The sequence below is a fragment of the Streptosporangium oxazolinicum genome (assembly GCF_039537505.1).
GTDB lineage: Bacteria > Actinomycetota > Actinomycetes > Streptosporangiales > Streptosporangiaceae > Streptosporangium > Streptosporangium oxazolinicum.
Genome location: NZ_BAABAQ010000009.1, coordinates 171838 through 185883 on the forward strand (window position 1 = coordinate 171838; position 14046 = coordinate 185883).

Genomic DNA, 14046 nt, shown 5'->3' on the forward strand with positions numbered 1-14046 from the left:
GATGTGGCGGTCGCCTCCTCGGCGAGAGGCACAACACGGCTCCAGCCGAACGGTATTCCGTGAAGGCGGTAATTTGCGGCCCGGGGGACACAAACCACATCGGCACGATCACTCTAACCGACGTCCGCCGCTGGTTATTCCGCTTTGAGATCACCGGCGTGTCCCGAGCGGCCGCGAGCCCCGTGGATCCGCAGGTCACAGCCCCTCGACGCCCTCTCGGAGAACCGTCGGCCGATGTCGTGACCGGCTGCCGGCCGTGGTCGTCGCGGTGGTGGCGCACACCGTCGGCTCCCTCCCGTGCGCTGTTCGTGATCGGCGTGCGGGAAGGGGCCGCACGGTTCGCCGGCATCCGGATCAAGCGGATCTTGTTCGTCCCGTACGGTGTGGGCATGTCCGCCCTGTCCGGGACGCGTCATCGCAGCAGGCTGACACCTCGTGAGATGACGAGCACCGAGAGGATGAGCGCCGACACCGACTCCGCGGACATGAGGAGCTTCGCCCGCGCCGACAGCGGCATGGTGTCGGTGGGGCTGAAGGCGGAGGAGTTCGTCACCGACACGTAGAGGTAGTCGACGAAGCCGGGCGTCCACCCCGATCTCGCCGACGATCGGGCGGCCACCTCGGCGACGGCGTCGTGGTCCTCGTCCTGGGGGAAGCGGAAGTCGGCCACCGGCAGCTCGCCCTTCGCCTGGGTACGCCGCACGGGCCCTCCCCGGTCGAGTTCCCAGAAGGCCAGCCCGAAGATGATGATGTTGGTCACCCACACCTGGCCGGCGGCGAGCAGCAGCTGCCTGCCCTCCCTGACCTGACCGGACACCAGTTCGATGATGAGCAGGACCAGCGACACCCCGTTGGCCATCGCGATGACCAGGACGAGGGCGATGGACAGCCGCCTCATCAGCCAGTTCTCCCGGACCATGCGCCGGGGATTGATCGCTATCAGGGGCACCAGCAGCAACAGCTCCAGCGCGGGGATGACGAACCTCGGCCCGATGATGAGCTTGCCCGGCAGCGCCGCGTACAGCGCCGCGGCGACCACCACCGCGTACGCGGCGGGGAGCCGGGGCTCGCCCGGGTGCCCGCTCCGCTCCGCCCGCTGCCTCGCGTTCATGTCGTCAGGAGCCGGTGTCGGTGGCGCCCTCGCCATCGCGCTGCGGCTGCGGGATGTTCTCATCGGTCGGGCCGGTCATGCGGGTTCAGCTCCTTGGGATGCCGGGGCGGGCTCGTGGCCGGGTTTCGGTGTGAGAGCTCTCAGAACTTTCAGAACAGGAGGGTCAGCGGGAGGCAGCACCCGAGAACGGCGACCGCGGCGCCCGCGCAGGCCGAGATCCGCGTGGTCAGCGGATCGTTGACCAGGGGGCCCATGATCGACCGGTCGCGGCAGAAGTGGACGAGCAGGAACAGCGCGACGGGCACGCCGAGTGAGATGACCACCTGGCTCACGATCAGCAGGCTGGTCAGCGGCACGCCGAGCACCAGGGCGAGGACGGCCGGTGTCATCGTCACGACGCGCCGTAGCTGGATCGGTATCCGGAGGTTCAGGAAGCCCCGCATCACCACGTCCCCCGCCAGGGTGCCCACCCCGCAGGAGGAGACTCCCGACGACAGGAGCATGACGGCGAACGCGAGGGCGGCGGCGCCGCCGACCCGGTTCAGCAACTCCGCGTGGGCGGCGAACAGGTCGCCGGTCCAGGCTCCGCCCGTCGCCGCCCCGAGCCCGGCCCCGAGGGCGATCATCGACACGTTGACGACCGTGGCGGTGCCGAGACCGAGCAGGCAGTCGATCCGCAGTGCCCGCCGGACGAGCGCGGGCCGTCGCCACGCCATGCCGGCCGGCCATCCCCGTCCCTGCACCAGCGCGGAGTGCAGGTAGATGGCGTGCGGCATGACGGTGGCGCCGACGATCCCCATGGCGAGGACCAGCGAGCCGCCGCCGTCCAGGTGAGGTACCAGCCCACCGGCCAGCCCGGTGACCGACTGGCCGCCCACCTCGGCGACGTCGTAGACGACACCCGCCCCGACGAGCAGGAGACTCGCGGCGCTGACGAGCTCGAACCGCCGCGTCCGGCCGTGCCGCCGCAGCCGCAGCATGAGCAGCGCCACCACGGCGGTGACCACCGCCGACATCGCGGGCGGCATCCCGAAGAGCAGCTGCATCCCGATGGCCGCGCCGACGAACTCGGCCAGATCCGTGGCCAGGACGACCACCTCGGCCTGGAGCCACAGCAGAAGGCCGCCGAGGCGGGAGAAACGCTCGCGGCACAGCCGGGGCAGGCTCATGCCGGTCGCCATGCCGAGCTTCGCCGCCTGGAACTGCACGAGGAGCGCCACGAGGCTGGCCAGCACGACCACCCACACGAGCAGGTAGCCCGACGTCGCCCCGGCCGTCAGGTTGGTGGCCACGTTGCCCGGATCCACGTAGGCGATCGCCGCGACGAACGCCGGTCCCAGGATCGGAGCCGCCCGCGAACCGCCCGGCCGCTTGGGAGGCCGGGATGCCGAGGCGGGTGGGGACAGCGTCAGCGTGCCGTCGTCGTTCATCCATGCCTCCCGGCGTGTCATGCCCGCCGTCACCTGTGTTCGGCGGGCGTTCACCGGCGAGCGGGCGTCGAGCCCCGCCTCGGCAGTGCGAGATCGCGCGACGTCCCGCGCTCGCGAGTGAATCACCGGAAAGCGTGAATTAGCGGTATATCGCAGCCTCAGTGCCGCAAATCAAGGATTACGCAGCCAAAGAATGAAGACAAGCGGTTGAGGGCTAGCCGGAGCAAATAAATAGCACGCCTCGGGAATCCACCTCTTATATTTCTAAAAGGCGGAAAGTCGTATAAATGATGATGGTCTCCGGCGAGCCGCGCCGACCTCCCCGCGGAATGCCCGGCGCCTGTCGGTCCCCTCGGCGGCCACCAGCCAGAAGGCCGGCAGCGCCTCGGCATCCTCGGTGCGCCCGTACCGGATCGTCACCTCCACGGATGGGAAGCTACCAGCCCGCCGGGGCGGGGGCGGAGAGGACCCCGCGCCGGGCGGCGCTCAAGCGGGGGCGCCCAGGGACGGCAGGGACGGCACCGTCTCGGGCAGGGGCCCCGCGACTGTCTCCAATCCCACCGGGATGGCCGAACGGGGGGTGCGCTCGCGCACGTCCTCGCCACGGATCGCCATCACGGCGGGCGGGCTGCCCAGGTCGCCGTACCGGGCGACGACGGCGGCGGTGATCGCCCGGCCCGCGTCGGCGACCGTCTCCCGCGCCGAACCCGGCGGGTGGGCGGCCGACAGATGGCCCAGCAGCGCCGCGAACCGCAACTCCTCGGCCGCCGCGCGGGGGAGCCCGTCGTCGTCGGACGGCGGCAGCGGCCGGTCCAGCCAGAACACCCCGCCGCGCAGGAGCGCGGGATATGTCGCCTCGCCCCGCTGGAGCGTGAGCACGGAGTCGACCAGTAACCGCCCGAACTCCTTCAGATCGGTATCGGGCGGCAGATCGGTCGTGACCAGCAGCGAAACCCTCAGCGCGTCCACCATGAGCGGCTATCCCTCCTTGAGGTGGCTCATAGTAGGGGTCGCCACCGACAGTTACGGCGCGGCCGGTGGAACGTGTCGGGATCAGGCTCCGGTCACGGTGCCGGGGAACGCCGCCCGCCGGTGCCCGCGACCGGCCCCGAGAGGCCCCGGATCGGGCGCCGGACGGCGGGGCCGGTTCCGCGGGAGCGGCCTCCGCCGGTGGTCAGAGCGGTTTGGGGGCGGGGAGGGTGATCCTGTCGACGGCCTCGCGGCGGCGCCGTTCCGGGCGGCGGTCGTAGCGGGCCGTGGTGGCGGGGGAGGAGTGGCCGACGAGGGCCTGCGCGGTGGCCAGGTCCACCCCGGCGTCGAGCAGCTCGCCGATGAAGGTGCGCCGGAAGTCGTGCGGGGTGCGCGCCGTGGCCCCCGCCTCGGCCAGGCGCTTGGCCAGGATGTCGGCGACGGCCTGTCCCGTCATGGGGGCGGGCCCGCCGTTCCTGGTCCGCAGCCGGCCCAGCCTGCTGATGGGGCAGAACAGGGCACCGGCGGGGCGGCCCCGCACGGCCAGCCAGCGTTCCATCCTGGAGAGGGCCTCGGTGGTCAGGTAGACCATCCGCTCCTTGTCGCGCTTGCCGCGTACCCGCAGCGAGCGCGACCCGGGGTCGTAGTCGCCCAGCGTGAGCCCGGCGATCTCGGCGCGGCGGCAGCCGGTGGAGTAGAGCGCCGCCAGCAGGGCGGCGTCGCGGGCCCCGGCCGGTGAGTCGTCGCGGTCGCACGCGGCGAGCGCGGCGCCCACCACCTCGGGCGGCACGTGCTGGCCCGCGGGCAGGCGGGTGTGCTCGACCGTCGGCAGGTCGGCGGCGCGCTGGTACTCCTCGGCGGTCATCAGGCCGAGCCGCCAGGCCTCGCGCAGCACCCTGCGCAGCGCGACCAGGTGCTTGTTGACGTACGAGGGAGACCAGCCGCGCTCGGTCATCAGGGCGCGGATGCGCACGGTGTGCTCGTAGCGCAGCAGGTGCCAGGGCTGGCCCGCGCCGGAGGAGACCGTGTCGCCCGAGACGAGCGCGGCGAGCCTGTCGAGGCAGCCGCGCATGGTGCGGCGGGACTCCGCGCTGGTCAGGGAGTCGAGATACACCCGGTAGGGATCTCGCGCGGGCTCGATGGAGGGGCCGGGCGGGGTGGGGAGGGCTGGCACGCTCACCGTGCAGACCCTACCGGCCGCCCGCGAGAATCTACACTGTAAAGGCACCGTGGCGGGACGGAGACCTCCGGACCGTGTCCGGGCGCTCGGCCGGAGCGGCAAGGGCGGCCGGACGGCGGGAGGGACGGGAACCCTCGGACCGTGTCTAGGTCCATAACGCCATGTCGGAGGCGGTGAGTGTGTGGTTGGCTGTTCGCAATGGACATCTCATCACGGGCTTCCGCCTACCTCAGGGCATACGACGAGCAGCTCCGGGCCAGGCCGATGCCGGGCCGCACCGCCGAGCGGGTCGGGCCGCTGCTGAGGACCGTGTCGAACGGCCACGGCCAGGGTTTCCTGACATATCGGGACCTGGGTGGTCTGGAGGGCGCCGAGCTGGACGCCTTCATCGTGGGCCAGCGAGACTTCTTCACCCGGGTCGGGCGCGAGGTCGAGTGGAAGTACCACGGCTACGACCTGCCCGCCGACCTGCCCGAGCGGCTCGCGGCGGCCGGGTTCGAGCCGGGGGAGCGGGAGACGGTGTTCGTCGGCGAGGCCGGTGAGCTGGCCGGTGCCAAGACGGCACCCGCCGGGGTACGGCTGCGCGAGGCGGCCGGGCGAGAGGACCTGGAGCGCATCCGCGAGCTGGAGGAGACGGTCTGGGACGCCGACCACGGCTGGCTGCCCGGCATGCTGGAGCGCGACCTCGCAGGCCCCGGGGACCCGTGCGCGGTGGTGATCGCCGAGGCGGGCGGCCAGGTGGTGTGCGCGGCGTGGGCGCGCTTCCACGAGGGCACCGACTTCGCCTCGCTCTGGGGCGGTTCGACCCTGAAGGAGTGGCGGGGCAGGGGCGTCTACCGGGCGATGGTCTCGTACCGGGCGGAGCTGGCGGTGGCGCGGGGTTTCCGCCTGGTGCATGTGGACGCCTCCGACGCCAGCCGTCCGATCCTCGCCCGGCTGGGTCTGGAGGCGATCACGACGACGACGCCGTACGTGTGGGTGCCGCCGACCCTCTGATCACGCGGGGGTGAAGGGCGGCGCGCCCGGGTGAGACGACGACGCCGGACGGGCGAGGGGACAGCGCGACGCGCCCGGGTGAGCCGGTCGCGGAGACGGATCGGCCTGCGGTCGAGGGTTGCGGGATCTCCCGCCGGGCCGTTGTGAGGGGTGGCCGGTCTTCCCGTGGGGGCTGGATGCCGAGCGGAAACATGTGGAACGAATCATTCCGTTCTGGTATTCTGACGTGGATTTTGAAGTGGACTCGCGGTGCCGCCACTCCCCGGCGGCGCGACTCGTCACGAGGGGGCACGCATGCCCGAGGTGCTCAGCCGGCGCGCGCTCAACCGGGCCACCCTGGAGCGGCAGTTGCTGCTGGCCCGCGCGGAGCTGCCCGCGCTGGAGGCGGTCCGGCACCTGTACGGCATGCAGGCCCAGGCGCAGAATCCTCCCTACATCGGGCTGTGGAGCCGCCTGTCCGGGTTCGCCCACGACGATCTCGCCCGGCTGATCAACGAGCGCCTGGTGGTGCGGCTGTCGCTGATGCGCTCCACCATCCACCTGGTCACCGCCGACGACTGCCTGGCGCTGCGCCCGCTGCTCGCCCCCATGCTGGCGCGGGGCCTGCGGGGGACGGCGCATGGCAGGGGCCTGGCGGGGGTGGATCTGGACGAGCTCGCCGCCGTGGGGCGGAAGCTGGTGGAGGAACGCCCCCTGACCTTCCGCGAGCTCGGCACGCTGCTGCGGGAGCGGTGGCCGGAGGCTCCCACCGCCGACCTGGTCGCCGGGGTGCGCAACACGCTGGCGCTGGTCCAGGTCCCGCCGAGGGGGATCTGGGGGGCGGGCGGGCAGGCCGCCCACACCACGGCGGAGGCGTGGCTGGGCCGTTCCCAGGACGAGCGCCCCTCCGCGGAGGAGGCGATCCGCCGCTATCTCGCTGCCTACGGCCCCGCCACGGTGATGGACGTCCAGCAGTGGTCGGGCATGACCCGCCTGGGGGAGACCGTCCGGGGGATGGGCCTGCGGGCCTTCGTGACCGAGGACGGCGCGGAGCTGTTCGACCTGCCGGAGGCGTCGCGCCCCGACCCCGGCACTCCCGCCCCGGTGCGCTACCTGTCGGAGTTCGACAACACGCTGCTGTCGTTCGCCCAGCGGACCAGGACCCGGATCACGGAGGAGGAGTACCGGGGACGGGTCTTCACCGTCAACGGCATCATCAAGGCGACGGTGCTGGTCGACGGCTTCGTACGGGGCATGTGGAGGGTGACGGAGAAACGGGGCGAGGCGATCCTGGAGGTCGAGCTCTTCGCGCCGGTGAGCGCGGGGGAGCGGGCGGATCTGGAGGTCGAGGGGGCGCGCACGCTCGACTTCGTCGCCCCGGCGGCGACGTCCCGCGACATCCGCTTCCTGGAAGCCTGAGCGCGTCGTTTCGGTTGGGCTAGGACGCGGGTGACCGGGGCAGGCCCGAGACGACCATGGCGATCAGCGTCTCGTAGCTGGTGTCCAGGTCCTCCCCGAGCCCGAACCCGCCGGCCGCCTCCAGGGAGGCGAAACCGTGCACGGCCGCGCGGACGCAGCGGGTGGCGTGGATCGCCTCCGCCCCCTCCAGGCCGTAGCCGCGCAGCACGGCGAGGATCACCTCCAGCAGGCGGGTCGCCGTGTCGACCAGGCCGGGATCGATCAGCGGATTGTCGGGGAAGACCGCGTAGCGGTGCGGGAAGTCGACCACGTAACTCCGCCAGGCGCGCATCAGGGCGGCCGTCGCCTCGTCGCGGCTCTGCCCCATGGCCGCCGTGCCGAGCCTCGCGGCCATGTCGTCCATCACCCGCAGGCCGACGAGCCTGCGCAGCTCGGGCAGGCCCCGGACGTGCTTGTAGAGGGAGGGCGCGGCCACGCCCGTACGGGCGGCCACCGCGGCCAGCGTCAGCGCGGCGGGCCCCTCCTCGTCGATCAGGGCGAGCGCCGCGTCCACCACCGCGCCGGAGGTCAGTCCGGCCCTAGGCACGGACCGCTCCGGCCAGGAAACCCTCCAGGGTGGCGAAGGTGGCCTCGGGCATCTCGGCGTGCGGGTAGTGGCCGGCGCCCTCGATCATCCCGACCTCGGTCGTGGCGGCGTACGGCCTCAGCAGCTCCTCCGCCAGGCGCGCCTCCGCGGCGGGGTCGGGGAAGTCGGGATCCTTCGACCCCATGACGATCAGGACGGGGCAGGTCATGCGGGGGGCGCAGTCGGTCCAGTGGCCCTCGGAGGGGGCGACCACCCCCGAGACGGCGGCCATCCTGCCGGGCTCACGCAGCGTGGCCCTCAGCGCGCGCAGGTAGCCGGAGAGGTCGGCGGGCCTGGCCGTGGGATAGAGGGAGCGGTAGTACATCCCCCACAGGAGCGGGCTGGCCATGACGAGGTCCTGCACCAGCCGCAGCATCAGACCGAGCTGTGGCCGCCCGACGAAGGGCGCCAGCATGACCACGGCGCTCACCTCGCCCTCGGCGGCGGTCGCCGTGGTCCACGCCACCGCCCCCGCGCTGGAGGAGCTGCCGACCAGGACCGCGGGGCCGCCCAGATGACGGACCAGGGCCAGCAGATCGGCGCCGATCGACCGGGGGCTGTAGTCGGGCCAGCCCGTGCTGGACTCGCCATGGCCGCGCACGTCGACCGTGGCGACCCGATAGCCCGCCTCCGCCAGCAGCGGGGCCAGGAACCGGAACACCCCGCGGGTGTCGCCCATGCCGTGCGCGCACACCACCAGGTGCCCGTCCTGCGGCCCGCCGACCTCGTATGCCAGCCGCCCGCCGGGCACCTCCAGGAACTCCGTACCCGTCACGCGCACTCCTTGGCTATCTCCCATAGCCCAAAAGCTAATTGCAGTAGCTTTCTCTGTCAAGGCCCGCCCGCGCCATGAGCGCGATCCGAGCTCTGCCGGTACCGGCTCCATGCCAATTCCCGAAATTGGCCGTTCTTTCGGTGAACGGGATGCTCGATGATGTGCTCATGATCTCTGTCAGCGCTCTCGCGGGCATCGCCGCGGTCGCCCTCGGCCTGGTGCTCACTCCCGGACCCAACATGATCTACCTGGTGTCGCGGTCGGTGACGCAGGGCCGCCTGGCCGGCATGATCTCCCTGGCGGGCGTCGCGGCTGGCTTCCTGATCTACCTGCTGGCGGCGGTGGCCGGGATCGCCGCGATCTTCGCGATGGTGCCCGCCGTGTACGTCGCTATCAAGCTCGCGGGCGCCGCGTACCTGCTGTGGCTGGCCTGGAAGACGATCCGGCCCGGCACCCAGCCGATCTTCGCGCCCGGCGCCCTTCCCGCGGACCCGCCGCGGCGGCTGTTCTCCATGGGGCTGGTCACCAACCTGCTCAACCCCAAGATCGCCATTCTGTACGTGTCGCTGCTGCCGCAGTTCGTCGATCCCGCGCGCGGTGACGTCGGCACGCAGAGCCTGCTGCTGGGCGCCACCCAGATCGTCATCGCGCTGTCGGTCAACGCGCTGATCGTGCTGACCGCGGGCTCGGTCGCGGCCTTCCTCGGCGGGCGGCCCACCTGGATGCGCGTGCAGCGCTATCTGATGGGCGCCGTACTCGGGGGGCTCGCCCTCCGCATCGCCACCGACCGCTCGCCCGCCGTGGCCGCGTAATGGCTGGCTACCAGTGGCGGCCCGTCGCGATGTCGTCCAGGTGCGGTGCCGACAGGTGCAGCACCTGGTAGGCGGTCCCGTCTCCCTCTCCGGAGACCTCGTGTTCCCACAGTGTGAAGCGCACCAGCTCCCAGTGCCGGGGATCGACGGCGAGGGCCGAGGAGTGCACACCCGCCGCGCCGGCGTGCCGCCGCAGCTCGGCCAGGGCCCGCTCGACCACGGCCGCGGGGTCGAGGTCGGCGGGAATCGGGTCCGTACGGCGCGAGGCCGCACGGGGGGCCGCCGCCGATGACGGCCCCCGCTCGTAGCCGACGCCGGTCCAGTGCCGGACCACGGGCCTGCCGAAGTCTCGCACGATGTTCTGGAAGCCGCCCCCGCCCCACAGGAAGTCGTTCATGCCGGTCAGGGAGCTCCAGAGGTAGAACGGCGCGTACTGGTTGACCGTGGAGCCGCCCACGCCCCGCTCCCTGATCAGGTACGCCTTGAGCCCCAGCCCGGCGTAGCCGTCGAGCGCGTGACCTCTGGTCGCCACCCGCTCGCGGATGACCCCCATGTCGTAGTCGGCGGGCAGCCCGATCTCGTACTGCATGGCGTGCATGGAAGGAGACCTCCTGTGCTTGTCGCTTGCGGGGCTCAGCCGTGGCTGAGGTCGATGACACAGAAGAGGTTGCCCTCGGGATCGGCGAGGACCACGAAGTCGGGGTCGTCCGGGTAGAGGTCCCAGTCGACCCGTTCGGCGCCCAGTGACACCAGCCGCTCCACCTCGGCCGCCTGCCCGGCGGCGTCGGGGGTGAACAGGTCAAGGTGCATCCGGGGGTGCTCCTGGACCGGCGTCCGCGTCACGTCGAGCGCCAGCGGGACGCCGTTCCCCTCCACGGGCTCGATCACGGTCCAGTCGTCTCCGGTCTGGCCCTCGCGGGGCGCGTAGTCCAGCGCCCGCGTCCAGAACCCGACGGCGCGCTCCATGTCGGTGACGCCCAGCACCACCTGCCCGATCCTCACCATGTCCCAATCCTGGCAGAACCCTCCGGCGCCCCCGTACGTCTCCGCAGGACCATCCTGGCAGAACCCTCCGGCGCCGCTGTATGTCTTCGCGGGACCGCGCTCGCGGTCCCGCCGGACCACCGGGGGGAGGGGGCCGGTTCCCGCGCCGGCCTCCCTCCCCCCCGGGTCTTTCGTCAGAAGTCGTCGGCGGTGCGGATCCGGTCACGGATCCAGACGCCGGCCTCCTTCAGTGGCGCGGTACCGGTCCAGGGGCCGCCGGCGGCGCACGTGCCGGTCTTGAAGACCGCACCGGAACGGTTGTCGTCGGAGAAGTTCCAGTTCACCCAGCTGATCTTCTTGCTCGCCATGAGGTCGAGATAACGCTGGGACATGGTGAAGTCGTTGGCCTCCTCCCCGGCGTAGTTCTGCGTGCCGAACTCGGTGACGAACATGGGGATGCGGTCGGCCGCGCGGGACAGCGTGTTGAGGTACTCGGTGCCGTGCGAGGCCGCGTAGAAGTGGAAGGTGTACATGATGTTCGAGGCGTTGACCGGGTTGCCCGTCACCTCGGTCTCCGACGCGCCCTCCGACACCCCGAGCGAGGACCAGGCGCGGGTGCCGACCAGGACGATCCCGTCGGGGTCCTGCGCCCGGATCACCGGGATGATCTGCTCGGCGTAGCCCTTGATGGTGCTCCAGCTCACGCCGCTCGGCTCGTTGGCGATCTCGTAGAGGATGTTCGGCCTGGCGGCGTGCCGCTGGGCGATCTCGGTGAAGAAGGTCCTGGCTCGGGCGAGGTTGTAGTTGGGGTCGCCGGGGGTGAGCATGTGCCAGTCCACGATGACGTACATGCCCTGCGCGCTGACCTGCTCGATGAGCGTGTGCGCGAGATCGGTGAACATCCGCGGGTTCGTCTCGTAGCCGCCCTCCTGGACGTACGTGGACAGGCGCACGACGTCGGCCTTCCAGTCGGTCGCCAGCGCGGTCAGCGAGCCGCTCGTGACGCACTGCCGGTACCACTGCAGGCCGTGGGTGCTCATGCCGCGCAGCTGGATCTGCTTGCCGTTCTTGTTGCACAGCTTGGTGCCGCAGACCCGCAGCTGCCCGTTGGCCGCGACCGGCGTGCCACCGCCGCCGCCACCCGCCTGGGTCGTCGCCGTGACGGGCGCGCTCTTCGCCGACTCGTTGTTCGCGGCGTCGCGGGCGGTGACGGTGTAGGTGTGGGTCGTCGAGGCGGCCAGTCCCGAGATCGTGGCGTTCGTGCCGGTCACGGTGGCGACCACGGCGGAACCCTCGTAGACCCGGTAGTCCTTGACCGTGCCGCTGTTGTCGGTCGAGGCGTTCCAGGCGAGGCCGATGGAGGAGGACGTCGTACCGGTGCCGCGCGGGGAGGACGGCACGCTCGGCGGCGTGGTGTCACCGGGGTTCTGCCCGCCGCCGCAGGGGGCGCCGTTGAGCGTGCAGTTGACCGGCGAGCCCGAGCCGGAGGTGGTGAAGCCGAAGGTGGTGCTCGCCCCGGGGGCCAGGGTGCCGTTGTAATCCCGGTTCCTGAAGGTGTAGCGGCTGCCGCTGCTGGTCATCAGGGAGTCCCAGTACGTGCCGAGGCTCGTGCCCGACGGGAGGTCGAAGGAGACCGTCCAGCCGTTCAGCGTGGCGGTCCCGGTGTTCTTGACCGTGTACTGGCCGCTGTAGCCGCTGCCCCAATCCTGCGCCTTGGTGAACGTCGCGGTGTCCGCGTGCGCGGCGGACGGGACAAGCAGGGTGAACAGTAACGTCAGCAGCCCGGTCAGCACCAGGGCTGGGGTGGTGCGCCGCATCATCGCTCCTTGCGTGGGGGGTGGTGGACACGTCGTGGCGCTTTATTAGGAAAGTTTCCTAACGTGAAACGTGACGTTAGGTGGAGCGGGCGTGTCACGCAAGACCCCGATGCCCTTGCCCGCCGAAGAAAATTTAATCGTTAGGAAGCTTTACTAACGGACGTGGCCGGGGAAGGATGGCGGCACCCCGCACACGCCGCGACTCGGAGGTGGCCGCCGTGAGACGTCCGCGCACGACTCCGCCGGTCCTCGCGGCCCTGCCGCTCTCGCCCTCCGCCCCGGCCGCCCGCAGGGCCGCTGGGCGCCCGGAGGCGGCCACGCCGCCCCCTCCCCGGGCTCCCCGGGCCGGACCCCGTCAGCCGACCGGGCCGGGCCCCCGCCCGATCATCCGGTCTCCGAGCCTGGCGACGAGCTGGGCGCGTACGGAGGAGGGAAGGGCGCAGCCGTGCGCGACGAGGGTGTCGAGCGCGGGCAGGTCGAGGAGCACGGCCCAGTCCTGGACGTCGTCGCAGTAGGAGACGTCGAGGTGGCGGAGGTCCTTCAGCGCCTGGAGCGGGGCCAGCGCCCGCACGGGCGTGTTCCTGATCGACAGGTGCTCCAGGGTACGCAGGCCCTCGATGCCGTCCAGGCCGGTCAGCGGCGTGTGCTCCAGATCCAGCCGGGTCAGCGAGGTGAGGGCCGAGATGTCCTCGGGGACGCGGTGCAGGCGGCTGCCGGACAGGTCGAGCTCCTCCACCCCGGAGGGTGCGGCCAGGGCCGAGAGCAGGAGCGCCGGGGGCGGGAGGATCACCGGCCGGGGCTGGGCGAGCACCGGTGACCGTCCGGCGGCGGCCTCCTGCAGCACACGCCACCTGTCCACCGGCGCGCCCTGCCCGCCGAGCCGGACGTAGCCCGAGGGCAGCCACGGCGCCAGCCGCTCGGCCACGATGTCGGCGCGGTCACCGGCGCCGATGACCCCGGCCCGCAGCAGGCCGTAGTGCTCGTACGCGTGCTCGGCGGGCACGAACAGGTCCGCCATGATGTCCCCGCCCGCGATGAGGACCCCGTCGTTGCCCGAACAGAAGATCACTCCCGCGGCGATCGTACCGAGCACCAGATGGTCCGCCGCGCTGTGGATCGCGCGGGCCCGCAGGTCACCGGCGACCGCGAGGTAGCTCTCCGAGACGTCGCCGTCGTCGAGCAGCCCCTCCACCGCCAGCCCGCCGATCACGATCAGCGGCGCCTTCACGTCGAGCCAGCCGGGAACGTACGTGTCGCCGAACCAGATCGTGGCCCGATGCACGATCCATCCCGATTCCGTCCGCTCCGCGCCGTCGGGGAAGACCGGGGGCTTCTCGTCGGGAAACGCCAGCGACCACGCCTGCGCGAACAGCAGACCGTAGACGGGGGGCATGATGTGGTGCGGCCACTCCCCGGCCTGGGCCGGTTGACGTAACCAGGATCCGATCGGGTGCAACTCCTCCGTGATGTCACCAAAATAGTCCAGCGCCTCCGCGCCGGCCCCGGCCCGCTGCCGGAGCACCGTCAACGCGTCACCGAGACGCTCCGCCGCCCCGGAGAAATGCTCATCCGTCAGATCCATGTCACATACCGTACTCATCGCCACGAATTCCGAAAGCCGTTCGGATGACGCTCCCGGATGGCGGGCGTGTCGGGAAGTACCGGGTGCGACCGCGCGGCGACGAAGGGCAAAGTGGATCTTCCCCGGGACCTCGGGTACCGTGCCCGGGGTCCCTGAGCGCTCCGGCGCGGCCCGCGAACACGGAGCGAGTGTGAACATGAACACAAAACGCGCGCGGCCCCGGGCGCGGGACCGAGTGTGAACCTGAGCGCGGGCCCGAACACGGACCCGGGCACAGGCCCGAACATGGACGTGAACATGGGCCGGGCGGCGATCGAGCACGGACCCGAGAGGGTGCCGGGCAGGGGCCGGGCACGGACCAGCGTGA

The 14046-nt window shown here is 71.6% G+C and carries 13 protein-coding genes and 1 pseudogene; 3 read left to right on the forward strand and 11 right to left on the reverse strand.

Features of this window, described 5'->3' with window-relative positions:
* Positions 1–412 precede the first annotated feature (412 nt).
* The 4 genes from ABD817_RS23795 to ABD817_RS23810 all read right to left on the reverse strand — a co-directional run bounded on the left by ABD817_RS23795 (position 413) and on the right by ABD817_RS23810 (position 4690).
* The gene (locus ABD817_RS23795) at positions 413–1111 is read right to left on the reverse strand and encodes a hypothetical protein (protein WP_344920309.1); all 699 of its coding nucleotides are present in this window, start codon (positions 1109–1111) and stop codon (positions 413–415) included.
* 149 nt (positions 1112–1260) lie between these two features.
* Positions 1261–2541: an Nramp family divalent metal transporter gene (locus ABD817_RS23800; RefSeq protein WP_344920310.1), complete on the reverse strand. Its 1281-nt coding sequence runs from the start codon at positions 2539–2541 to the stop codon at positions 1261–1263.
* A 486-nt stretch (positions 2542–3027) separates the two neighbouring features.
* On the reverse strand, positions 3028–3513 hold the full coding sequence (locus ABD817_RS23805) for a hypothetical protein (RefSeq protein ID WP_344920311.1): 486 nt from the start codon (positions 3511–3513) through the stop codon (positions 3028–3030).
* A gap of 202 nt (positions 3514–3715) precedes the next feature.
* The gene (locus tag ABD817_RS23810) at positions 3716–4690 is read right to left on the reverse strand and encodes a tyrosine-type recombinase/integrase (RefSeq protein ID WP_344920312.1); all 975 of its coding nucleotides are present in this window, start codon (positions 4688–4690) and stop codon (positions 3716–3718) included.
* A gap of 198 nt (positions 4691–4888) precedes the next feature.
* Between ABD817_RS23810 and ABD817_RS23815 the strand changes: the two genes are divergently transcribed.
* The gene (locus ABD817_RS23815) at positions 4889–5686 is read left to right on the forward strand and encodes a GNAT family N-acetyltransferase (RefSeq protein WP_344920313.1); all 798 of its coding nucleotides are present in this window, start codon (positions 4889–4891) and stop codon (positions 5684–5686) included.
* A 294-nt stretch (positions 5687–5980) separates the two neighbouring features.
* Positions 5981–7084, forward strand: coding sequence for a winged helix DNA-binding domain-containing protein (locus ABD817_RS23820; RefSeq protein WP_344920314.1), 1104 nt, complete (start codon positions 5981–5983; stop codon positions 7082–7084).
* Positions 7085–7103: 19 nt separating this feature from the next.
* Here ABD817_RS23820 and ABD817_RS23825 read toward each other — a convergent pair whose 3' ends face one another.
* The gene (locus ABD817_RS23825; RefSeq protein WP_344920315.1) at positions 7104–7670 is read right to left on the reverse strand and encodes a TetR/AcrR family transcriptional regulator; all 567 of its coding nucleotides are present in this window, start codon (positions 7668–7670) and stop codon (positions 7104–7106) included.
* The gene (locus ABD817_RS23830) at positions 7663–8484 is read right to left on the reverse strand and encodes an alpha/beta fold hydrolase (RefSeq protein ID WP_344920316.1); all 822 of its coding nucleotides are present in this window, start codon (positions 8482–8484) and stop codon (positions 7663–7665) included. The genes ABD817_RS23825 and ABD817_RS23830 overlap by 8 nt, the downstream gene beginning before the upstream one ends.
* A gap of 167 nt (positions 8485–8651) precedes the next feature.
* On the opposite strand from ABD817_RS23830, the gene ABD817_RS23835 reads away from it, so the two are divergent.
* Complete coding sequence (locus ABD817_RS23835) at positions 8652–9296, forward strand: LysE family translocator (RefSeq protein ID WP_344920318.1); 645 nt, start codon at positions 8652–8654, stop codon at positions 9294–9296.
* A gap of 7 nt (positions 9297–9303) precedes the next feature.
* Here ABD817_RS23835 and ABD817_RS23840 read toward each other — a convergent pair whose 3' ends face one another.
* From ABD817_RS23840 to ABD817_RS23860, 5 genes and pseudogenes are all read right to left on the reverse strand, one after another.
* Complete coding sequence (locus tag ABD817_RS23840) at positions 9304–9894, reverse strand: DUF4865 family protein (protein WP_344920319.1); 591 nt, start codon at positions 9892–9894, stop codon at positions 9304–9306.
* Positions 9895–9929: 35 nt separating this feature from the next.
* On the reverse strand, positions 9930–10301 hold the full coding sequence (locus tag ABD817_RS23845; RefSeq protein WP_344920320.1) for a VOC family protein: 372 nt from the start codon (positions 10299–10301) through the stop codon (positions 9930–9932).
* 173 nt (positions 10302–10474) lie between these two features.
* Entirely contained in the window at positions 10475–11680 is a 1206-nt protein-coding gene (locus ABD817_RS23850; RefSeq protein ID WP_425583402.1) for a cellulase family glycosylhydrolase, read from the reverse strand.
* Between the two features lie 51 nt (positions 11681–11731).
* Positions 11732–12100: pseudogene (locus ABD817_RS23855) on the reverse strand (cellulose binding domain-containing protein); the annotation flags it as partial.
* Between the two features lie 352 nt (positions 12101–12452).
* A complete protein-coding gene (locus ABD817_RS23860; protein ID WP_344920321.1) occupies positions 12453–13679 on the reverse strand; it encodes a leucine-rich repeat domain-containing protein in 1227 nt (408 codons plus the stop codon).
* Between the last annotated feature and the right edge of the window lie 367 nt (positions 13680–14046).